At 37.8% G+C, this 22,641-nt stretch carries 20 protein-coding genes, 1 riboswitch and 1 other annotated feature; of the genes, 4 read left to right on the forward strand and 16 right to left on the reverse strand.

The genetic code is table 11. The annotated features are described in order from the left end of the window. Positions 1-7: 7 nt before the first annotated feature. The 9 genes from mltG to recD2 form a co-directional block, all read right to left on the reverse strand. A complete protein-coding gene (gene mltG, locus MKY49_RS15260; RefSeq protein WP_312506728.1) occupies positions 8-1,135 on the reverse strand; it encodes an endolytic transglycosylase MltG in 1,128 nt (375 codons plus the stop codon). Positions 1,136-1,283: 148 nt separating this feature from the next. Then, positions 1,284-1,814 (reverse strand): DUF1292 domain-containing protein, encoded by a 531-nt coding sequence (locus MKY49_RS15265; protein ID WP_274793866.1) that lies wholly within the window; start codon positions 1,812-1,814, stop codon positions 1,284-1,286. 616 nt (positions 1,815-2,430) lie between these two features. Continuing rightward, positions 2,431-2,739, reverse strand: a complete 309-nt coding sequence (locus MKY49_RS15270) for a DUF1292 domain-containing protein (RefSeq protein WP_274793867.1) — start codon at positions 2,737-2,739, stop codon at positions 2,431-2,433. A gap of 18 nt (positions 2,740-2,757) precedes the next feature. Next, positions 2,758-3,174, reverse strand: coding sequence for a Holliday junction resolvase RuvX (ruvX, locus tag MKY49_RS15275; protein WP_274793868.1), 417 nt, complete (start codon positions 3,172-3,174; stop codon positions 2,758-2,760). A gap of 2 nt (positions 3,175-3,176) precedes the next feature. Further along, positions 3,177-3,443, reverse strand: a complete 267-nt coding sequence (locus MKY49_RS15280; RefSeq protein WP_004226839.1) for an IreB family regulatory phosphoprotein — start codon at positions 3,441-3,443, stop codon at positions 3,177-3,179. Positions 3,444-3,531: 88 nt separating this feature from the next. Further along, positions 3,532-6,192: an alanine--tRNA ligase gene (gene alaS, locus MKY49_RS15285; protein WP_312506729.1), complete on the reverse strand. Its 2,661-nt coding sequence runs from the start codon at positions 6,190-6,192 to the stop codon at positions 3,532-3,534. 115 nt (positions 6,193-6,307) lie between these two features. Then, positions 6,308-6,523: a binding site (T-box leader), on the reverse strand. A gap of 68 nt (positions 6,524-6,591) precedes the next feature. Continuing rightward, complete coding sequence (locus tag MKY49_RS15290) at positions 6,592-7,557, reverse strand: magnesium transporter CorA family protein (RefSeq protein WP_274793870.1); 966 nt, start codon at positions 7,555-7,557, stop codon at positions 6,592-6,594. A 246-nt stretch (positions 7,558-7,803) separates the two neighbouring features. After that, a riboswitch (M-box (ykoK) riboswitch) is annotated at positions 7,804-7,969 on the reverse strand. Positions 7,970-8,025: 56 nt separating this feature from the next. After that, positions 8,026-9,459: a 4-hydroxyphenylacetate 3-monooxygenase, oxygenase component gene (gene hpaB, locus MKY49_RS15295; RefSeq protein WP_312506730.1), complete on the reverse strand. Its 1,434-nt coding sequence runs from the start codon at positions 9,457-9,459 to the stop codon at positions 8,026-8,028. Positions 9,460-9,610: 151 nt separating this feature from the next. Beyond that, positions 9,611-12,040, reverse strand: coding sequence for an SF1B family DNA helicase RecD2 (gene recD2 / locus MKY49_RS15300; RefSeq protein ID WP_312506731.1), 2,430 nt, complete (start codon positions 12,038-12,040; stop codon positions 9,611-9,613). Positions 12,041-12,230: 190 nt separating this feature from the next. On the opposite strand from recD2, the gene hisA reads away from it, so the two are divergent. The 3 genes from hisA (at position 12,231) to MKY49_RS15315 (ending at position 14,225) form a co-directional block, all read left to right on the forward strand. Then, the gene (gene hisA / locus MKY49_RS15305; RefSeq protein ID WP_312506732.1) at positions 12,231-12,998 is read left to right on the forward strand and encodes a phosphoribosylformimino-5-aminoimidazole carboxamide ribotide isomerase; all 768 of its coding nucleotides are present in this window, start codon (positions 12,231-12,233) and stop codon (positions 12,996-12,998) included. Continuing rightward, complete coding sequence (locus tag MKY49_RS15310; RefSeq protein ID WP_274793874.1) at positions 12,995-13,282, forward strand: hypothetical protein; 288 nt, start codon at positions 12,995-12,997, stop codon at positions 13,280-13,282. Before hisA ends, MKY49_RS15310 begins: the two co-directional genes overlap by 4 nt. A 214-nt stretch (positions 13,283-13,496) precedes the next feature. After that, positions 13,497-14,225 (forward strand): GTP pyrophosphokinase, encoded by a 729-nt coding sequence (locus MKY49_RS15315; protein WP_274793875.1) that lies wholly within the window; start codon positions 13,497-13,499, stop codon positions 14,223-14,225. 84 nt (positions 14,226-14,309) lie between these two features. Here the strand turns inward: MKY49_RS15315 and MKY49_RS15320 are convergent, their stop codons facing one another. From MKY49_RS15320 to cymR, 5 genes are all read right to left on the reverse strand, one after another. After that, positions 14,310-15,746 (reverse strand): DHA2 family efflux MFS transporter permease subunit, encoded by a 1,437-nt coding sequence (locus tag MKY49_RS15320; RefSeq protein ID WP_312506733.1) that lies wholly within the window; start codon positions 15,744-15,746, stop codon positions 14,310-14,312. Positions 15,747-15,910: 164 nt separating this feature from the next. Next, positions 15,911-16,570 carry a tetratricopeptide repeat protein gene (locus tag MKY49_RS15325; protein ID WP_274793877.1) on the reverse strand — a complete coding sequence of 220 codons (660 nt, stop codon included), beginning with the start codon at positions 16,568-16,570 and terminating at the stop codon, positions 15,911-15,913. A 75-nt stretch (positions 16,571-16,645) separates the two neighbouring features. Beyond that, on the reverse strand, positions 16,646-17,770 hold the full coding sequence (gene mnmA / locus MKY49_RS15330; protein ID WP_312506734.1) for a tRNA 2-thiouridine(34) synthase MnmA: 1,125 nt from the start codon (positions 17,768-17,770) through the stop codon (positions 16,646-16,648). A 74-nt stretch (positions 17,771-17,844) separates the two neighbouring features. Then, positions 17,845-18,993, reverse strand: a complete 1,149-nt coding sequence (locus tag MKY49_RS15335; RefSeq protein WP_312506735.1) for a cysteine desulfurase family protein — start codon at positions 18,991-18,993, stop codon at positions 17,845-17,847. A 140-nt stretch (positions 18,994-19,133) separates the two neighbouring features. Further along, positions 19,134-19,553 carry a cysteine metabolism transcriptional regulator CymR gene (gene cymR / locus MKY49_RS15340; protein WP_008181126.1) on the reverse strand — a complete coding sequence of 140 codons (420 nt, stop codon included), beginning with the start codon at positions 19,551-19,553 and terminating at the stop codon, positions 19,134-19,136. 205 nt (positions 19,554-19,758) lie between these two features. On the opposite strand from cymR, the gene MKY49_RS15345 reads away from it, so the two are divergent. Beyond that, a complete protein-coding gene (locus MKY49_RS15345) occupies positions 19,759-21,039 on the forward strand; it encodes a replication-associated recombination protein A (RefSeq protein WP_274793880.1) in 1,281 nt (426 codons plus the stop codon). 67 nt (positions 21,040-21,106) lie between these two features. On the opposite strand, the gene MKY49_RS15350 is transcribed toward MKY49_RS15345, so the two are convergent. Continuing rightward, positions 21,107-21,823 carry a hypothetical protein gene (locus MKY49_RS15350; RefSeq protein WP_312506736.1) on the reverse strand — a complete coding sequence of 239 codons (717 nt, stop codon included), beginning with the start codon at positions 21,821-21,823 and terminating at the stop codon, positions 21,107-21,109. A 276-nt stretch (positions 21,824-22,099) separates the two neighbouring features. Next, the gene (locus tag MKY49_RS15355) at positions 22,100-22,618 is read right to left on the reverse strand and encodes a hypothetical protein (protein ID WP_312506737.1); all 519 of its coding nucleotides are present in this window, start codon (positions 22,616-22,618) and stop codon (positions 22,100-22,102) included. Positions 22,619-22,641 lie beyond the last annotated feature (23 nt).

Consider the following 22,641-nt stretch of genomic DNA (forward strand, 5'->3'; position numbering starts at 1 on the left):
CATAAGCTTACTCTTCTTTTTGTAAATATTTTGCTATTTTCTGTAAATGTTCATCATAAGTTTTCGAGAAGTGGTTGACACCCTCTTTATCTGCTAAGAAATAGAAATAATCTGTTTGACTTGGGTTCAAGGTAGCCTCAATCGAAGTCTTACCAGCACCAGCTATTGGTCCAGGTGGTAGGCCTTTATTTTTGTAAGTATTATAGGCATTATCGACTTCTAAGTCCTCAAATAGAACACGATCTTTATGATCTCCAAGTGCATATAAAACAGTTGGGTCTGTTTGTAAAGGCATTCCTTCGTTAATACGATTATAGAAGACGCTTGCTATTGTCTCTCGATCTGTTTGAGCAGTAGCTTCCTCCTCCAATAATGAAGCAAACGTTAATAGTTGATGAACTGACATTTGTTTTTCTGCTAAAACATCATGATAGTTCTTAACCACATTATTTGTGGCTGCTATCATCTCTTCTACGATTGCTTGTAAAGATGGTTTTTCTTCAAAGTAAGAATAGGTCGCTGGGTATAGATAGCCCTCTAAGTCATAGCGAATGTTATCTGCTAACACAGCATCTGTTACAAGCTCAGGATAGTTTGCCATCATTTGTTGCACAAATTCTTCACTTGTCACAAGATCCATAAATTCTTTTTGTGTGTATGGTGTTTTCTTTTCAATTACCTTACCAATTTGCTCAAGTGTTAAGCCTTCCGGAACAGTCATCGTAAAGACTGGCTTACGATATACTTTCCCTGTTTTCAAGCTTTCAATGAGTTCATCAAATGTCATTGCCTGTGTTAAATCATAATTTCCTGCCTGGAATTGAGATTCATTTTTAAATTTAGCATAGTATTTAAAAACACGTGCATCTTTAATGACACCTTTTTTCTCTAGTAATGTAGAAATGGAGGTTAAACTCGAACCTATTGGTACTTCTACTGCTATTGTTTTTGTTGCATTAGGATCAAGTGGTTTTAATGCACCCTTTACATAGTTGTACCCAAATAATCCCACTACACCTATTATAAGCACGAAAACAACGGCAATAATTGCAACGATTTTTCTCACAACTTTTACCTCAGATTTTCTTTCTTGCATTTTTGAAAACATTTCTTGTTTTTTAGAACCGTTATCCACGGGTTTCCCCCCTATCACTAAACATTATCATACTAGAAATCAACTTTCACGACAAACAGAAATCGACAATTCAGGAGAAATTACATATGTAAAAAATCTGCCAACAATCATTGTTAGCAGATTTTTGAGCTTAAAGAAATCGTTCAAACTATAAAGTATTTAATACTTCCTCAACAAATTCCCACTCTTCATCCGTCTCAATCGGCAACAATTCTTCAATTTGTCCATCGTTTCCAGCAATATATTGTGCAGCAAATATATCTCGTTCGTCAATAGGTTCATCCGTCGCTTGAACATATAAAACATACGATTTGCCAAATTGCTCAGATGAAAACGTATGAATAACCTCACAAACATGATCTGTCCCGTCTTCCTCTGTCACCGTAATAAGTTGTGGTTCATCTTCCTCAAACTCATCAAGAAGTGTTAACACCACTTCATTAATCATTTCCCACTCCGCATCTGTTTCAACAGGTTGTAAATTTATCATCTCACCACTATTGTCATCATAATCAAATGTCATCGCTGAAAGATCACCTGGGATTTCTTGACCACTCTCATCTAAAATTGAAAATAACACATAGGACTTGTCTTCTGCATCAAATGTAAAGACCACATGGCAGCGTTGTTCCTTCCCATCTTTTCCGATTATCATAAATTCTTGCGTTTCTTCATTCATTCGATTTCCTCCTTTTATGACAGTTTATTGTCATGTTATTGAGTATTTTTTTGTTTTCTTAATTAAGTTAGTTACTTTTTAAATGCTTTCATCCTATATCTAGGTAGGATTGGGGATTACCTTTTGAGCAGTTTCACTCTGCTTGCGAGCGGGGCCTGCCTATGTTTGAGCGCTTACCCTTCACTTCCGAGCGGCTTCAGCCTGTTTATGAGCACTTACCCTTCACTTCCGAGAGGCTTCAGCCTGTTTATGAGCGCTTTCTACTCACTTGCGAGCGGCTACAACTAGTTTATGAGCGCTTACCATTCACTTCCGAGCGGCTACAACTAGTTTATGAGCGCTTACCATTCACTTGCGAGCAGCTTCAGCCTGTTTATGAGCTCCTATCCTCAATTTGCGAGCGGCTCTTGCCAATACATGAGCGCTTATCCTCTATTCTTAAGCGAACCCTGCCAGTTTATAAGCAATCTCATTTATCATTAACAACCTTTCTACTCTCTAAACACAATCGGATTCACATATTTAAGGTTTTCCGCACCCCTATAAAATAGACCCCAATAAAAAAGGAACAAGGACTGCAAGTTGCGCTCCTTGTTCCAAGCTTTAAGTAAGAAGATTAGTCTTCGTATTCATCCTCTAAAGCGTTTAAAACGTCCTCTACCATATCCCACTCTGCTTCAGTTTCGATTGGTGTTAATTCACCATCTTCACCATTTTCAGAAGGTACGAATGAAGATACGAAAATTTCAACTGAACCATCTTCATCTTCTTCTGCGCCTACCATTGAGTAAAATACGTATGATTTCCCAAACTCTGGAGATTCATGAACGTGAATCACTTCACAAAGCTGCTCATTTCCGTTCTCGTCAATCACTGTAATGTGTTGAACGTGTAATTCTTCTTCATGGTTATGCTCTTGTGCCATGTATTGTCACCTCATCAATTAATTTTTGCTATCTAAGTAGCCTTGTAAAATCATCACTGCTGCCATTTTATCAATGACCTGCTTACGCTTTTTGCGACTCACGTCCGCCTCGATTAACATACGTTCAGCAGCCATCGTTGTTAGACGTTCATCCCATAATTTGACCGGTAGTGAGAAATGTTCTTCTAATAGCTTTTTATAGTTCTCAGAAGCCTCTCCACGCGGTCCAACCGTATTATTCATGTTTTTCGGAAAACCTACAACAAATTCTGTTATAGTGTATTCCTTTACTAGCTCGGCGATACGTTCAATGCCGAACTCACCATTCGCTTCATCAATTTTTACGGTTTCAATACCTTGGGCGGTCCAACCGAGTGCATCACTTACAGCAACGCCTACGGTTTTTGACCCAACGTCTAATCCCATAATTCTCATTTCTAGTCCTCGTTATTCTTTTTGATATAAAATTTAACAAGCTCTTCTAGAATTTCGTCACGCTCAAGCTTGCGAATTAAATTACGAGCATCCTGATGGCGAGGAATATACGCCGGATCACCAGAAAGTAAGTAACCAACAATCTGATTGATAGGATTATATCCCTTTTCCTCTAATGAAGAATGTACTTTCAACATTACCTGCTTGACTTCCTGTTCCATTGATTCTTCTGGAAAATTAAATTTCATCGTTTGATCAAATGAACTCATGACCAGCACCTCGCTTTCAGAAATAAGGAGATGTGCAAACAAGCTCATCTCCAATTTCTCTTTATTATAACATGTTTTGGTGAATTAATTAAATGGATTTAACATAATCATACACAGAAAGTAGTGCTTCATCAAGTTTTGAAGCATCTTTTGCACCTGCCATCGCCATATCTGGACGACCGCCACCTTTACCACCACATGCTTCTGCGACCATTTTCACAATATTCCCTGCATGGTAATTGCCACCAACTAATTCTTTGGAAACACCTGCACATAGCATTACTTTTTCGCCATCAACAGCGCCAAGTACGATAACTGCTTTTGGCATTTTCGCTTTCAGGTCATCCATCATTTGACGCAGTTGATTGTTATCCTTCGCTTCTACTTTTGTAGATAGAACCGTCACATCTCCAATTGTCTGTGCTGCATCAACAATAGCTCCTGCTTGAGCATTAGCGATTTTTTGCGATAAAGCTTCATTTTCACGTTGTAATTCTTTATAGTCAGCTTGTAATGCCTGAACTTTCGTTACGATATCTTTAGGGTTTGCTTTTAATAATGCAGCTGCTTCATTTAAAAGAGCCTCTTCTTCTTTAACCGCTTCATAAGCAACTTTACCTGTAACAGCTTCAATACGGCGAGTCCCTGCACCAATACCACCTTCTGAAACAATTTTGAAGAAGCCGATTTCAGAAGAACGTTTTACATGAATACCACCACATAGCTCAATAGAATAATCCCCGATTGAAACTACACGAACAACATCACCATATTTTTCACCGAACAATGCCATTGCACCCATTGCTTTCGCTTCATCTATAGCTTTTTCTTCAATAATGACCTCTATATCATCCCACACTTTTTCATTTACAATACGTTCGATTTGTTGTAACTCTTCTTTTGTGACTTGACCAAAGTGTGAGAAGTCAAAACGTAAACGGTCAGGACCTACATAAGAACCAGCTTGGTTAACATGGTCGCCTAACACATCTTTTAATGCACGTTGCATAATATGTGTTGCTGTATGGTTTTTAATAATTAAATTACGGTCATCACGATTTACTACTGCTTGCACTGCATCTTCTACATGCATTTCACCAGATTCAACTACTACAGTATGAAGTGGTTGCCCATTTGGTGCTTTTTGAACATCTTTTACTACAGCAGTAAAGCTATCATTTGAAATTGTACCGCTGTCGGCAATTTGACCGCCCATTTCAGCGTAGAAAGGTGTTTTAGCTAAAATGACTAATGCTTCTTGACCTTCTGAAGCTACTTTGGAAACTTGGCCATTGACGATCATTGCAGCAATTTCAGTATTAGCTGTTAACGTATCATAGCCAACAAATTCACTTGCAACTGTTAAGTTTGCTAATACCTCATTTTGTACTTGCATGGAATCAACATCTTGACGTGCTGCACGAGCGCGCTCACGTTGCTCTTCCATCGCCGCCTCGAAACCATCATGATCAACTTTCATGCCTACTTCCTCTGCGTATTCCTCTGTTAATTCGATAGGGAAGCCATAAGTATCATATAAACGGAAAGCATCTGCACCTGGAATATAATCATGGCCTGCTGCTTTTTGTGATTCAACTACTTCATTAAAGATAGCAAGACCTCCATCTAATGTTTCATGGAAACGAAGTTCTTCATTTTTAATAACGCGTTGAATAAATTCACATTTTTCCGTTACCTCTGGATAGAAGTCTTCCATAATTTTACCCACAGTTGGCACTAATTCAAACATAAATGGTTTTTCAATACCAATTTGTTTTGCATAACGAACAGCACGACGTAATAAGCGACGAAGTACATAGCCACGGCCTTCGTTTGAAGGAAGTGCTCCATCACCAATTGCGAATGCTACTGTACGAATATGGTCTGCAATCACTTTAAATGGTGTATTAATATCTTCCTCTGAGCCGAAAATTTCATTTAAGTCTACTTCGGACGGACGTTTATATTGACGGTTAGCAAATTCCTCGATTTTTTCAATAATTGGCATAAATAAATCTGTATCAAAGTTCGTTGGTACATTTTGAACAACGGATACAATACGCTCTAAGCCCATACCTGTATCAATATTTTGTTTTGGTAGTGGCGTGTAAGTGCCATCAGGATTATGGTTAAATTGAGAAAACACAAGGTTCCAAATTTCAAGATAACGTTCATTCTCCCCACCTGGGTACATCTCAGGGTCATTTTCATCTGAGCCGTATTCTACGCCACGATCATAAAAAATCTCTGAGTTCGGACCAGATGGACCTTCTCCGATATCCCAGAAGTTCCCTTCTAAACGAATTAAACGTTCTTCTGGAATACCAATTTCTTGATGCCACACATCATAAGCTTCTTGATCTTCAGGGTGAATTGTAATCGATAATAATTCTGGATCAAAGCCCATCCACTTCTTATCTGTTAAAAACTCCCATGCATAATGAATAGCCTCTTTTTTGAAGTAGTCACCAATAGAGAAGTTTCCAAGCATTTCAAAGAACGTATGGTGACGAGCCGTTTTCCCAACATTCTCAATATCATTTGTACGTATTGATTTTTGTGCGTTTGTAATACGTGGATTATCAGGAATGACACGACCATCAAAATACGGTTTAAGTGTCGCAACACCAGAGTTAATCCAAAGTAATGATGGATCATTTATTGGCACAAGAGGTGCTGATGGCTCATGATGATGCCCCTTTTCTTTAAAAAATTCCAAATACATTCGGCGAATATCTACTGCTTTCATTGGATAAATTCCTCCTATTTTTTATATTGTAAAATCACGATATGAATCCTGCAATCTACATGAATTACACCTTTAAGGTTCTACCGAAGAAAATAAAAAAAGCCCTCATCCCCAAAAAAGGGACGAGGACTTGTCATTTGTCTCGCGGTACCACCCTAGTTGTAAGTAAACGCTCTTACTTACCTCTTTAGCACTTGTAACGTCAGTGAACGGCAGGGATTAGCTGCACTCTGGAGTAGCTTTCGGCATTTGCTGTTGTGAGGATTTTTTCAGCCTAGAAATCCCTTTCTTTTCACATACAAATACGTACTGTCTCCATCATCGTTTTTACTTTTTCTATCGAAAATTATAAAAAAAATTTGTTGTGCTGTCAATTAGTACTAGTATAACAAACGATAGCTATGCAATCATTTTTTTGAAGTAGACCCACATGCCCCATGTAAATAACACTAAGAAGGCACTGATCGTAATTGTTGTAATCGGCGAGTCTTGATAAGGTAAAGGTACATTCATACCAAAAAAGCTAGTAATCACAGAAAGTGGTAACATAATCGTCGAGATTACCGTTAATAAGTTTAGTTTTTCAATAGATTTCCCACTAATAATTGAAAAATACGTATCTAGCGTACTGTTGACTAAATCACGATAGGTCTCCGTAGAATCAACAAGACGTTCTAAATGGTCATTTAAATCTTTATAGAATGGAATATTATCTTCTTGAATGTCAAATTTCCATTGACCATTCATAGTTGAAAAAATTCTTCTTTGCGGCATAATAGCTTGGCGAATTAAAATAATGTTCCGCTTCAGCGCAAGAAATTCCTCGGTAACGACTTTTGGTTGATAATCATAAATTTCCTCTTCCAGTTCATCAATGCGTGCTCGGATGCGCTCTAATACCGGAAAATACTCATCTGTAATTCCATCAATAATCGTATGCAGTAAAAAATCAGTGCCTTTTTCCATATACGTTGAACTATTGAAGCAAACCTTTTCCATATGACCAAGCCATTGTAATTTCTGTTTATGAACAGTGACTACATAATTTGGCCCCATAAAAATATTTAACTCAACAGTTGTAATTTCATTGTTACTTTTTTCATTGTAGATAGGCGCATGGAAAACAAAAAATTTATAATCACCATAGTTATCCATTTTAGGACGTGATCCTTCATGTAAGCAATCTTCCACTGCTAGTGGATGAAAGCCAAAGACATCTGCTATATTATTTAATTCATTATATCGATAAGCATATAAATCCACCCATAATAAATCTCCGTTAGGAATAGGAAGTTGTATATCAAGCATATTGAAATCATGTTGCACTGTCTTACTATTGCTTTCATAATAGTGAATTTTAATCATTATACTTCACCTCGTGTTTTGTTATGAGAAAGTAACAAAAGGTAATCAAACTTACCTTTTGTCTGCGTCGGTGATCAGAAATTGACGACTTTTTAATTGTTGCTGTTTACCTAAATAGTACTTATTCGGCTCAGGACTACTATCCATTTCTCATCACCTTCCTTTCATAACAAAAACACGCCTTCTACGAATGAAGGCGTGTTGAATACACATATCAAAAAATAGCAATAAAAAACATTGCATGCTTGTTACCTTCAAACGTTGAGTTTTAGCACTATGCGGCATAGGATTATGTCCAGCTACGTTAAAAAACACCTTATTTCGATGATTTCTGTTGACCCATTGGCGTCTCTCGACATTTTTGGGTAGTAGCGTATCTCCAGCATAGGAGCCTCACCTAACGAAGGGAGTTTATTCTTTTATTCCTACAAATCATAGCGGATACAATCACAACTGTCAAACAATTAATCAATCACTCTTCAAGAAATCTTCCACTCTCTGAACGAAATGCTCCCGATGATAAGACTGATAGAGCAGGCTAGTTAAACGTACAGGGTCACCAAAGAAAAAGCGTTCATAAAGTGTTTGTCTTGTGCCAAAACTACTCATCGTTAAATCCCAAGCCAAACGGAACTTTTTTACTCGCTCTTCGCCTGTATCTCGGATTGATTGTAAGTAGTGATCAAGATCACCGTCATCTGTTGCAAATGCTTTTGCACTTGGTATAGACATTAAACCGCTTGCCCCAAGTAGCTGGACAATATCTGTGAAGGTTGGATACACTTTCGGGAAAATTTGAATCGCGACCTGTAGCGTGGATAGGTCAGGTCGTATAAAGCCAAACAAATCTCTCTGTGCCTCTATTTCTGATTTTAATTGTAATGCTTTCATCGTTTCTAAAGCCACAATGACATCCACCACTTTTTGATGTACATGTTGGTATTCTCCAATATTAATTGTATCCACAATTGATTGTATGACCCCTAGGATAAACTCCGTCTTGGCAATTTGACGAGACAGTACTTGATGCAAGCCATAGGCCTGGAATCCACTCACATTCATAAATTGATTAGCAACGTCGACATTTTCATAGTAAAAAACACGATCCCATGGGACAACTACATCATCAAATACAACGATCGCATCCATTTCTTCAAAACGAGCACTCAAAGGGTGATCAAAAGTAGAATGTCCGCCTACAAAAGATTGTCGACATAAAAACTTTAAGCCCTTCGTATTACTCGGTATAGAAAAGCCGAAACCTTTTCCTTCATCATAGCCATTTGTAGATAAAACGAGCAATTCATCTGTTATACCACCCTGTGTTGCTAATAATCTTGCCCCTTTAATGACTAAACCTTCACTTGTCTTCTCGGTAATTTTTGCCGCAATCGTAATATCTTCATTTTCATGGTAGTAGCGCTGACGATTCACTTGTGGTTCGATAAAGGTATGTGTCATCGTTATATCATTTTCACGAGCATACTCATAAAACTTTAGTAAATGCTCAGGAAAACAGTTTGGTTTATCTTTTAAAAAATCTGATGCAGAAGCTAGGGCCATTAACGTCGTATTCATATAATCAGGACTTCTTCCTAAAAAACCGTTAGATGCTAAGGCCCATTCCCTTGCAGCTTGGCGTCTTTTCACAAGATCTTCTGGAGTCAAAACCTGAAGAAATGACATGCCGACTCTCTCTTTACTAGTTGGCGATTCGTATGTCATTTTTTCAAGAAGTGCCCTTTGATGTTGTAGATCAAAAAGTTTCGCTTGACTTTGCATAACCCCTTTAAAGGCAGGATGTTCTGACACCTTTCCTGTCACAACTTCTCCATCAATCGAAATATACGTTTTCAAAGCATCAATGCGCTCAATATACTGCTGCCCTGTCATTATTGCCATACTGTCACCCCTATACATTTCCTATGTTTTTGTACTTATCTAGTATATGAAATGTCCAAAAATTAGGTGACGACACAGCTAAGTAGAAAAAACCCGATTAGATACTGTCAGTCTAATCGGGTACATGTTCTTATTGATCGAGGTAACTACTTTAGTCATCCAAAAAATCATACGGAGAGATATCCTCCATACCAATCATCGGATGAATATAAGGTGCTGTTTCTGCCGTTAGCTTTTGTTCATTGGATAGCTCTTTACTCTCTTCTTCTTCCACTGAGACTGCCTCGACTTCAATAACCTCATCATTCATATCCATTGGGTTGAGTCTAGCTCGTAAGGAAGTGAATCGCTGTAGATCGTCCGTACGCTGTAAGCCATCTGCCAGCACATCAGGTTCACCACAAAGTATCAAGAAATTTTTTGCACGTGTAATGCCTGTGTATAAAAGGTTACGACGCAACATTTTTGAATATCCTCTGACAACAGGCATAATAACGGTTTGAAACTCAGAGCCTTGTGATTTATGGATTGAACAACAATAGGCTAATGTCAATTGATTTAAATCACTACGTTGATAGGTTACTTCAATACCATCAAAGGAAACGACTAGTAAATCTTGCTTTTCTATTGTTTCCTTCGCCTTAATAATACTTATGACTTCCCCCATATCACCATTAAAAACATTACTTTCAGGTTGATTGACTAGCTGCAGGACTTTATCCTTTATCCTATAGGTGACATCGCCGAAGACAAGCTCTTTTCGAGTACCCGTATCATTTGGATTGATGAGCTCTTGTATCATTTTGTTTAAATTATCAATGCCAGCAGGTCCTTTATACATGGGGGCTAGCACTTGAATATTACGAATTTCTTGACCTTTTGCCACCGCACTTTTTACAACTTGCGTAACGACATTCGCAACCTGATCAGCTGAAGCCTTAATAAATGAACGATCTGATGTTTTGGCTGTAAGATCATAGGGAATGGTTCCTTTTTTTATTTGATGGGCAAGTTCAATAATCGTAGAACCTTCAGCTTGCCTGTAGACATCAGTTAATTCAACCGTCGGCAATTGCTTGGATGCTAATAAATCCTTTAACACCTGTCCTGGACCTACGGGTGGAAGCTGATCCTGGTCACCTACAAAGACAACCTGAACATCTTCATGTAATGCTTTTAATAACTGATGAGCAAGCCATGTATCCACCATGGACATTTCGTCCACAATAATCAGCTTGCCAGTCACCTCACGCTCTGTCTCTTCTTCTTTTTCTTGCCCTGTAAAGCCAAGTAGTCGATGAATAGTCATTGCAGGAAGTTCAGTCGATTCAGCTAATCGTTTAGCAGCACGTCCAGTTGGTGCACAAAGAATGATTGGAAAAGGCTCCTCTTTTTGCGCATATTCTTTTGGGTTTAATGATAAGCCATGCAGCTTTGCATATACTTCAACGACTCCACGGACAACAGTCGTTTTCCCAGTCCCAGGGCCGCCCGTTAAAATCATGACCGCTGAATTTAAGGCTTGCTCAATAGCATTGGCCTGTGTTTCGGCATAGGTAACATTAAGTAACTCCTCTGTTTCACCAATAGCTTTACGAATTTCATCTTTACTAAAATGCTCCGCCTTATTATTTCGTTCAATGAGCGAAACAATTTTCGATGCAATGCCTACCTCAGAAAAATAAAGTGATGGTAAATATAACCGAGTTTCTTCACCACAAATTTTTCCCTCTTCACGCAGTTCGATACACGCTTTAGAAATGTCTTCAAATGGGATCTCCTGTCGTTGGCTTTGTTCAAGCATATCCTTAACGAGGGGCAAAACATGTTCAGCATCAAGATATACATGTCCATCCGATAATGCAGCCGTATTTAAAACATGGAAAATCGCTGCTTTGACACGATCAGGATGTTTGCCAGTAATGCCTAATTTCGCACCTAATTCGTCAGCTCGAAAGAAACCAACCCCCTCAACATCTTCAATCAAACGGTATGGATTTTCTGTTAATAATTCAATTGTTTCAGTTCGATAGGTTTGATAAATTTTCATCCCGAGCTGTGGTCCAAAGCCCCACTCATTTAACTGAATCATCACTCGTTCTAAGCCTAAGTTTTGCTCAATGGTGCGATGAATCACTTCTTTTTTTTCAGTAGATAGCCGTGGTACAGCATCGAGCGCGCTAGGATCTTCCAAAATAACACGGAGTGCATTAGCTCCTAATTTTTCAACAATCGTTTCAGCCGTTTTTTTCCCAATTCCTACGAATAAATCACTGGATAAGTAATGTATAATGCCTTGTTCGGTTGCAGGTACCTCTTTTGTAAAAGTCTCAATTTGAAATTGAGCTCCATATTTAGGATGTTGCTTTAGAATCCCTGTAAAACGATATTGCTCATCCATTTGTAGCGGTGGAAAATAACCAACAATGATAATCTCTTTATCTTCATATTGTAAGTTTGTCTCTTGAATTTTCACACGTACAATCGAATACATATTTTGTGCATTATGAAAAATGGAGACGATTGGACGTCCGAGTATAAAAAATTTATTGAGCTCGAATAAATCTAAATGATCTGTCATGTTCGGATCGTCCTTTCTTAATTGTTTTCAATCTTTTTATTTTACCATAGCCTAGGAAAAATATCGTAGAGAAAAATGTTTTCCTCTCTTTATTTTTACATTATTTTGACAAATGACAATTCTCCGCCTTTTACTATCGTTCCATGCTATGATGAATATGAATTAGTAGCACGGAAGGATTGTGAAGTCATTGGAATTTAGACCTTGCATCGATTTACATGAAGGCAAAGTAAAACAAATTGTCGGGAGCACTCTAGGGTATACGGATCAAGCCGTCGTAGAAAATTATATTTCTAATCATGATGCTAGCTACTTTGCTCAACTGTTTGCAAAAGATCAGTTAACGGGTGGTCACGTCATCATGCTTGGTTCAGGAAATGAAGAAGCCGCTTTAGCTGCTTTAGCTGCCTACCCCCAAGGCTTACAAATTGGCGGTGGCATTACAGCTGAAAATGCACAAAAATTTATAGATGCAGGGGCTTCACATGTCATTGTCACATCCTATATTTTTCATGATGGTCAGCTAGATTTAATACGTTTAAAACATTTAAACCAATTAATTGGTAAAGAACGTCTCGTCATTGACCTCAGTTGTAAGATGCGTGATGGAAAGTGGTTTGTCGTAACAGATAAATGGACCAGATTTAGTCATTTCGAAGTCAATGCAACGTCCATAGCCTATATTGAGCAGTTTTGTGATGAACTTTTAATTCACGCTGTTGATGTGGAAGGGAAAAAAGGCGGAATGCAAGAAAGTTTGGTACGGGATTTAGCTGCTTGGACTTCCATCCCAACCACTTACGCTGGCGGTGTTCGTTCAGTTGAAGACTTAGAAAAATTTAACCTATTAGCCAACGGAAAACTGCATGTGACCATCGGAAGTGCCCTCTCTCTTTTTGGCGGAGATTTACCATATACAGATGTAGTGAAATATTGTAAAAAGGACGGGATTTTGTGAAGCTAATTTATAAGGATTTTGTTTTCCCTTTTCAAGAAACGAATTTAGAACGTATCATTGACGGAAAATATTTCAAGGTTAATAAAAAAGACGATTCTCTTGCGATTCACGTACAACTGGATAACGAGCAAATGTTACTAGAGTTTTCAAAATCATTAAAGGCTACATGTGGCTTCTTACGTGATCAAGAAACCGAACCTTATATTGGAACCTATATAGATTTACAAGTTTTTGTAGATGAGTTTAATAAGCGTTATAACTTAAATGCTGAAATTATTAGTTAAAATAAAGGGGCAACTCATTCCCCATTGTTTAATCCCCACTTCTCATCCTATTAATCCATTCTTGTCTTTCTGAAACCTTTTATTTGTAATGGGAGTTCTATATTGTATAGCATATAAGCGTATTGGAGTATCATCGCCTACTACATTAAAAGCTACATAAACGAACCATCGCACAAATAATAAGTATTTTACTAAGAGAAAGGATTTATGAGGTATGAAAACCGAATTTGAAGTAAACTCTTTAAAGTCATTTCAAACTGAACTCACACGCTTCTTTTTAGCCTATAAATTTGCCCTACAAGAAGTGGAGACGAAAATTAATATCTTACAAGAAGAATTTAAGTTAATACACGAATATAATCCAATTGAGCATATATCGACACGTGTAAAAACACCAAAAAGTATTTTAGCGAAGATGATGAAAAAAGAGCTTCCTCCTTCAATGGAAGCCGTTCGTGAAAACATCCGTGATATAGCAGGGGCTCGGATCACCTGTTCTTTTGTAGAGGATATTTACAAGGTAAGCGCCATGTTACAGGCGCAGCATGACATAGAGGTTGTAGAGGTAAAAGATTATATTGCCCATCCAAAAGAAAATGGTTACCAAAGCTTACATCTCATTATTAAAATCCCGATCTTTATGTCAGACCATATGGAAAAGGTTTATACAGAAATCCAAATTCGTACAATAGCAATGGATTTCTGGGCAAGCTTGGAACATAAAATTTATTATAAATATAACAAAGAAGTACCCGAGCATATACGAATTGAATTAAAAGAAGCCGCCCTACAAGCAGCTGAGTTAGATCGAAAAATGGAACGACTAAATAAAGAAATCAATATTTTAAAAGAAAATGAGACTGAGCCTTCATTGTTAGATAGTACCCCTATCTCTCATTTAGCTAACTATTTAGCAGAATTTCCTAGCAAAAATAAAGAATAAGATGATAAAAATCCACTTGGTGTTCTGCGAGAAAAATAAATCATGTTCCTTCCCGCAGAAGGTCAAGTGGATTTTCCAATTAAACTATGCTTTGGACTTTGTTGCTACAAAGAAAGAGAAAATCAGGGTACAAACTGCAAAAATAAGGGTAGCTATATATACATAGCTTACACCATTTGCAATAGTTTCCTTTAAAAAGCTAATTTCTTCTAGACTAAAGCCACCTTTTGCAAATTCCCCATTTAATTGAATTTCACCTTTGCCCAATGAAGCCATTTTTTCACTCGTAGCAAGGTTAAAAATCATCCCAAATAGAGCTGCGCCCATTGCTTGACTAAATGTATTGGTAAATGAGTTCAAACCTATAGATATACCAAGTTGCTTTGGATTGGCAACCTTTTGGATTGAAATCATTAACATCGGCATAATAAAGCCCATACCCAATCCAATTAAGGAGGAACCAAAATAGGCACTGAAATCACTGGAGCCTTCAGATAATCTTGCAAGCAATAGTGTACCTATAACAAGCAAAATCGTTCCCATTTGAATAATGCGCTTATTCGTTAAACGTCCAATTAAATAACCAGCCAAAATGGAATTCACCGTCCAGAAAACTGACATCGGTGTTAATATTAAGCCTGCTTGTGTTGCATTTTTTCCAAGAACACTTTGTGCAAATATCGGTATATAAACTGTTACACCAATGACAATAGACATTGCGCTTAATGTTAAGGCATTAATGACCATGAGTCGACCATTTTTAAACAGTGTTAATGGAATAATGGGTTCTTCAGCTCGTAGCTCTACCCAAATAAAAACACCTAAGAATATAGCTGCGATTCCATACATAAGAATTGATTGACTTGATAACCAAGCCTGCGTTTTGCTGTTTTCAATTATGACAAATAACAACGCCACCATACCAATAGTAAATAACATAGCACCGAGGTAATCAATTTTACGCTTTACGGCCTCAAGCTGTTCCTTATAATGTTTAGCTATTAAATAAATAGAAGCTAAGCCGAATGGGATGTTAATGAAAAAGATAAAATGCCATGACACTTGGTCAACGATAAAGCCACCAAATAAAGGACCAACCACGCCAGACACGCCCCATACCATACTTAAATAGCTTTGTCCTTTGGCACGTTCTTTCTCAGATTTAAACAGCTCTCCAACCATCGTTAATGTGATTGGTAAAATGGAACCTGCACCAATCCCTTGGATCGCACGAAATACAATTAATTGCTCCATCGATTGTGCTAAGCCACATAGCATGGAACCCGTTAAAAAAATAATGATTCCGATAATAATCATCCGTTTGCGACCAAATAAATCGGCTAGCTTTCCAAAGATAATGGCGGCAATTGCAGAAGCCAGTAAATAAGCGGAATATATCCAGCTTATTAAGTCAACTCCTAATAAATCAGCGGTAATACTTGGAATGGCTGTACTAACAATGGTACCTTCAATGGCAGCAAGTGCTGTTACAAGTAATAGTGCAGTAAATACTTTATTCATTTTGTCACCTTTTCCTTTCCTGCATGACATACATTACCAAGTTTGAACTGAAAAGAAAAGAGGAAGGGATTATTTTTATGTAATAGATTGACGGTAACACCACCGATTGAGATAAAATACAAAAGCAGCAAGTTGTCAATTCGGCTCTTGCTGCTTAGCATGTATTAGTTAAATCGTTGTGCAATCATATCGTAAATATAACGTGCTTGATCATATTCAGGCTCTAATGTAAATGCTTGTTTCAAATGATACATCGCATCTTCTGTTTGTTCTGTGGACACGGCATACAGTACACCTAAATTATAGTGTGCATCTGCATTATTCCAATCCTGCTCAATTAAAAGATCCAGTTCCTTCTTCCCTTCCTCAAACATTTCTAACGCACATAGCACAATGGCATAGGCTAATCGAATCTGTGTATCTTCGGGAGCAAGCTCCACGGCACGTTGTAAATAAGGCAATGCCAATTTTGAATTTTCCATGCGTTCAAAACATTTGCCCATCATATAATAGACATCCGCGCCTTCAATATGATGCTTTAATGCTTGCTCGTAAAGCTTCACTGCTTCATTATAGCGTTCTGCATTGTAATATAGATTGGCTAAACCATAATAAGCTGTAGCCGCTGTTTCATCCACAGTAATGGCCTTCTGAAAGAAACGCTCAGCACGTTCTGTATCTTCGAGCACCGCTAATAGATTCCCAAAATTCACATATCCAATAGCATTTTCTGGCTCTGCTTCAATTGCTTTTGTAAATAATTGTGCAGCATCCTCATAACGTTTTTCTTGAAATGCTTGAATGCCTTGTTCATTAAAATTCATTCGTTCTTCACCTCTTATGTAGCGAAAGACTGCTTCTATGAAGCCAAGAGGCAGTAAAAGCAGTCTTAACGCAAACTATCCAACATATGTTAGTTTTTCATTACCTTTAAAGACTTCGTCAATTGTTCCGCCACCCATACATTCTTCTCCATCATAAAGAACAACTGCTTGTCCAGGAGTGATAGCACGAACAGGCTCAGCAAAAATAATATGAGCACGGCCATCTGGTAAAACTTCAACTTCTACTGGAGTATCAGTTTGACGGTAACGGAATTTTGCTGTACATGAAAATTTCCCAGGCAATTTTTTTGTCGAAGTATAATTCATTTTCACAGCAGTTAAAGATGTAGAGTATGAATACTCGTTGTCAAATCCTTGTCCTACAAGTAGAACATTTCGCTCTAAATCTTTTCCTAATACAAACCATGGCTCACCATCTCCACCAATTCCAAGACCATGTCGTTGACCAAGTGTATAGTACATTAAACCATCATGCTGTCCCATCACAACGCCATCCATCGTTTCCATTTTGCCAGGTTGAGCTGGTAAATATTGACTTAAAAATTCTTTGAAATTACGTTCTCCGATAAAGCAAATGCCCGTTGAATCTTTTTTCTTTGCAGTTGCTAATCCTGCTTCTTCTGCAATTTTACGCACTTCTTTTTTCTCAATATCACCAATAGGGAACATGACGTGAGATAATTGCTCCTGTGATAGTTGGTTTAAAAAGTATGTTTGATCTTTATTGTCATCAACACCGCGTAACATTTTGACTTCCCCGTCATCTCTGCGGTCAATACGTGCATAGTGACCTGTTGCTAAGTAATCAGCGCCAAGGTTCATGGCATGCTCTAAAAATGCTTTAAATTTAATCTCTTTATTACACATTACATCAGGGTTCGGAGTACGTCCTGCTTTATATTCTTCTAAAAAGTATGTGAAAACTTTATCCCAGTATTGTTTTTCGAAATTAACGGCATAATATGGGATACCTATTTGATTACATACTTTTATCACATCATCATAATCTTCTGTTGCTGTACAAACACCGTTTTCGTCCGTATCATCCCAGTTTTTCATAAAGATCCCGATTACTTCATACCCTTGTTGTTTTAACAAGTATGCAGCTACCGAGGAATCAACCCCACCAGACATGCCGACAACAACGCGAATTTGTGAGGGGTCACGTGTTTCTTTCATTGTGTTCACCTTTTCTTTTATCTATTTACAGTTCGTTCTTCAAAATTTGTAGAACATAACATTCGTTTCGCAAATTATTTTTTAGCTAGTTTTTTCACAATTTGTGCCGTCTTCTCAGCTGCACGTCGAATATCATTTTCCGTTAAATCCTGACCAAAGCTAAATCGAATGGAGTTTCTTAATTCCTCTGAACCTTGTCCAAACATAGCAACTAACACATGTGATGGATCAATTGATCCAGCAGTACATGCCGATCCACTCGATACACAAATTCCTGCTATATCAAGATTTACTAAAAATGATTCTACTTCCATGCCATCAAAACTGATATTTAGAATATGCGGTAATGACTGCTCCTCATTGCCATTCACATGGAACGCTAACTTTTCCTGTGAAAAAACATCAAGCATAATTTGCTTAAAGTGATTGTATAGTGAACGCTTTTCTTCACGCAACTCATTTGCAACTTGTACAGCTTTTGCAAAACCAATAATAGCTGGTATATTTTCAGTACCTGCGCGACGTTTTTTCTCTTGTGCGCCTCCTAAAGCATAACTCGCTAACGGTGTGCCCGTCTTTTGGTAAAGGAATCCAATTCCTTTAGGACCATTGATTTTATGAGCGGATACACTTAATAAATCAACTTGTAATTGGTCTACATCTATCGCCTCTAAGCCATAAGCCTGTACAGCATCTGTATGGAATGTAGCCTGATGATTACGCAATAGCTCACCAATTTCCGCAATAGGCTGAATCGTACCTACCTCATTATTACCATACATAATCGTTACTAAAACGGTATCTTCACGGAGTGCTTTTTGGACATCCTCCACCGCTACACGTCCCATTTGGTCTACTGGTAAATAGGTCACGTCGAAGCCTTCCCGTTCAAGTTTTTCACAAGTATGTAACACCGCATGATGCTCAACTTGAGTTGTAATAATGTGTTTTCCTTCATTCGCACGGGCATAGACAGTCCCAAAGATAGCCGTATTATCAGCTTCCGTACCACCACTTGTTAAAATAATCTCCCCCGCCTGAGCACCAATGGAATTGGCTAATACCTCACGAGCATCGTCCAAATATTTTCGTGCTTCTCGACCTGCTCCATGAATACTTGATGCGTTGCCAAATACTTGCTGCATAGCAGTTGTCATCGCTTCTATGACTTGGCCGTTCATCGGAGATGTGGCTGCATGATCGAGATAGATATATGAATTCATGTTTAAAAAACTCCTTTTTGATAAAAAGCGCTGGAACCCACATTGATTATCATTCGCTTGTCAAAAGCATTCAGCTTGAAGTCCATTACTTCAACCAACATATGATAAGAATGGGGGAGCAGCGCTTTAGCCTAAACATTTTAAATATAGAACATATAGCCTTCTGCTACATTTTCTTCTGTATATTGTGCTAAATCTTCAATTGTTGTTGTGTCTAATACATTTTTTACCGCATCACGAATACGAAGCCATAGCTCTCGTTGTGGTGCTTCCTCATTTTCGATACCCTCTACAGGTTGAATCGGCCCTTCTAGTACACTAATAACATGGGCAGCTGAAATTTCGCTAGGTGGATTCGCTAGCATATAACCACCATAAGCACCACGTACACTTTTTACTAAGCCTGAATTACGAAGCGGGGACACTAATTGCTCTAAATATGCTTCAGAAAGCTCTTTTTCCGCAGCAATTTTACGCAATGGAATAGGTCCTTCCCCATAATGCTTTGCTAATTCAATCATAATCGTAAGCCCATAACGGCCCTTTGTTGAAATTTTCATTTTATCACCCTCAATTAGTCTAGTCAAAAATACTACCAACAGTATATCATAATCTCCTCTTGAAGAACTCGGAAATACACCTAGAAGGATATGATATACTAATAAATGCGATTCATACTCGTTCAAAAATGACCATCAGCGCTTTATTTTAACGTAAAAACATGGTCGAAGCAAAACATGACAACGACTGAAAGGGGGAATTATTATGCACAATGAACCACTCGCTTTTCGAATGCGTCCTTTAACCCTTGATGAGATTGTTGGTCATCAGGATTTCATTGGTCCCAACACAGCCCTTTATAAAATGATTCAAAACGAACATGTACCTTCGATGTTGCTATACGGAGAGCCCGGCATTGGTAAAACATCTATCGCGAATGCTATTGCAGGAAGCTCAAAGCTCCCTTTCTTTGCACTGAATGCAACTCGTGCTGGTAAAAAAGATGTGGAAGATATTGTACAAGAAGCTAGAATTTCCGGAAAAGTACTCCTTTTTTTAGATGAGATTCATCGTTTCAATAAATTACAGCAGGATACTTTATTACCACATGTTGAAAACGGCTCCATTGTATTGATTGGTGCTACAACGGAAAATCCTTACCATGATGTGAATCCAGCTATCCGTTCACGTTGTGGGGAGATTTATCAACTAAAACGGCTAACAAAAGATCATTTAATTGAGCTTATAAAAAAAGCTCTAGCGGATGAAAAACGAGGCCTTGGTAAATATCATTTTGCATTAACTGATGCTCAAATCGAACAAATTGCTGGAGCAGCTAATGGAGATGCACGAAAGGCATTGACTTTACTTGAATCTATTTACTATGCAAGCGATGAGGTTGATGGGCAAGCCATTGCAGCTGACCACATCATTGAGCACCTCATTAGCCGCATTGGTGTTTATGGCGATAAAAAAGGTTCTCATTTTTATAATTTACTATCTGCCTTGCAAAAATCTGTACGAGGGAGTGACACAAATGCCGCTTTATATTATTTAGCGCATTTATTAGAAACAGGTGATTTAGTAGCTGTCTGCAGACGACTCCTTGTTATGGCCTACGAAGACATAGGTTTAGCCAATCCTGAAGTCGGCCCTCATATGTTGGCAGCAGTCCAAGCAGCAGAACGACTCGGATTACCAGAAGCGCGAATACCACTTGCAAGTGCTGTTATTGAAATGTGTTTATCATCCAAATCCAATTCCGCTATTGCTGCAATTGATGCTGCCATAACGGCCATTCATGAAGGGAGAACAGGTGATATTCCACACCATTTACGCGATGCTCATTATGAAGGTGCGAAAGATTTAGGGCATGTCGGCTACCAATACCCACATAACACGCCGATTGGCACTTTTGGCGGTTGGGTGGATCAGCAATATTTACCCGATGAGCTTGTAGGAACAGAATTTTATAAACCGGTGATTGCTGGTGAAGAAAAACGAATGGCAGGCATTTACGAAAAGCTCAAATCATTTCATCAATAAAAGCACAAAAGCAAAGTCACAATTGCTAGTGACTTTGCTTTTTTTATAATGAAGACTACACTGGCAATCATCCTGTAAAGCTCGGGTTATTAGTTGTGTAACGTTCCTTGTAAAATTGTTTTAAAGGTTCAGCTATATGGCGAAGCGATGGCAAAATGGATTCTTCTCCATCTTCTTCATTTGCCTTACTATGCAAAAAAACAATTAAATTATACGATTGATATAATAAACTTGCGAACTCTTGATTGTTTTCTCTTACTTCAAAGCGAATGGCTTTTACAGCCACTGCTTCTGCAATTTTTTGTTCCCTTGTTTCAAAAAATTCCTCATCAAGTACTTCATCATCTGACACTCGGTATAATAGTTTTAATGAACCATATACTTCTTGATTGTTACTAAAACGATCCTTTAACCACTGCAAGACAAATTGTAAAAGAATAACGGCATAAATAAGGGAAAGACATTCATCATCTCGTGACTTTTTAGCTAAACGTTGAAAGTATTCTGCTTGTGTAACTAACTCAAAAAGAATTAAACGGATTGGAAATAGCATGGCATGACCGCTATTGACGTATAATTTATCTCGATCCCTGTACAGCGCCAACCAAATATCTCTGACTAATGAAATCGATTTTCTTGTAGAAAGAGCTAATTGACATTGAATCAACTCATGCTCAATCGTTGAGTGGATAAGTCGTTGAAATAGATGCTCATCTTCCTCGCTGATTAGTAATAGTGGTTTTTCCAAATTCGCCAGATCTATTTCTATTCCGTTTACTATCATTGCCTAGCCCCCTTCCAATAAGTTTGAACAACATCAAATAGAGTGAGCATATGTACTACCAATTTTTTAACTAATTCGACAAAAATTCATAAATACCTTTTAAAAAAACATGTCTTTTTTATGCTTGTATAAAAAAAGAATCTACAAGACTTAATAAGCAAGTAAATCGATTATCTTCTACAACGTACACTGTAGAAAAAGCTAGAATTAATTGAATAAGTTATGTAGATTCTTGTCTAATATGCTATTTTCTGAAAATAGATGGTCTAGTCTTGTCTATGCTGATAGTTCTTGATCAACAAATAATTTAAACTGTTTTAGACAGCTCTTCACATCACCTTTTTGGGACAACACTTCATCGCGTATTATTGTCGTTTTTTCTTCATCCTCTAGCACTTCCGCTAAAAGGGCCAAGATATCTGTTAATAATTGTTCATTCTCTTCCTGTTCGATACTTGGTAAAGAATAGGCAGCTATTGATAATAAACGCTCCACTTTTTCAGGTGTTTTTTGTAAAGCATTTGAGGAATAATAAGTCGATGCAGCTAAAAAGTAACATAATTTTGCACAGCAATCGATAAATAAATGCCAATACGTATTCGCACTTGGTAATTCTCCAGCACGCTGATCAATATACGCCTTATAATATGTTGTTACTTGTGTATATAAAGGATTTAATTCTCTCATGGCTTTCGGATAATTGTTGGAGGTATCCAAATAGTCAAATACAATGGCATTCATTTTCTCTTGAAGTTTAACAATATCTAAATGATCACGAATTACTTGAATTTCCATTTTCCCACTCTCCCATATGTCAT

Source organism: Lysinibacillus sp. FSL M8-0134 (assembly GCF_038069745.1).
Classification (GTDB): Bacteria; Bacillota; Bacilli; order Bacillales_A; family Planococcaceae; genus Lysinibacillus; species Lysinibacillus irui.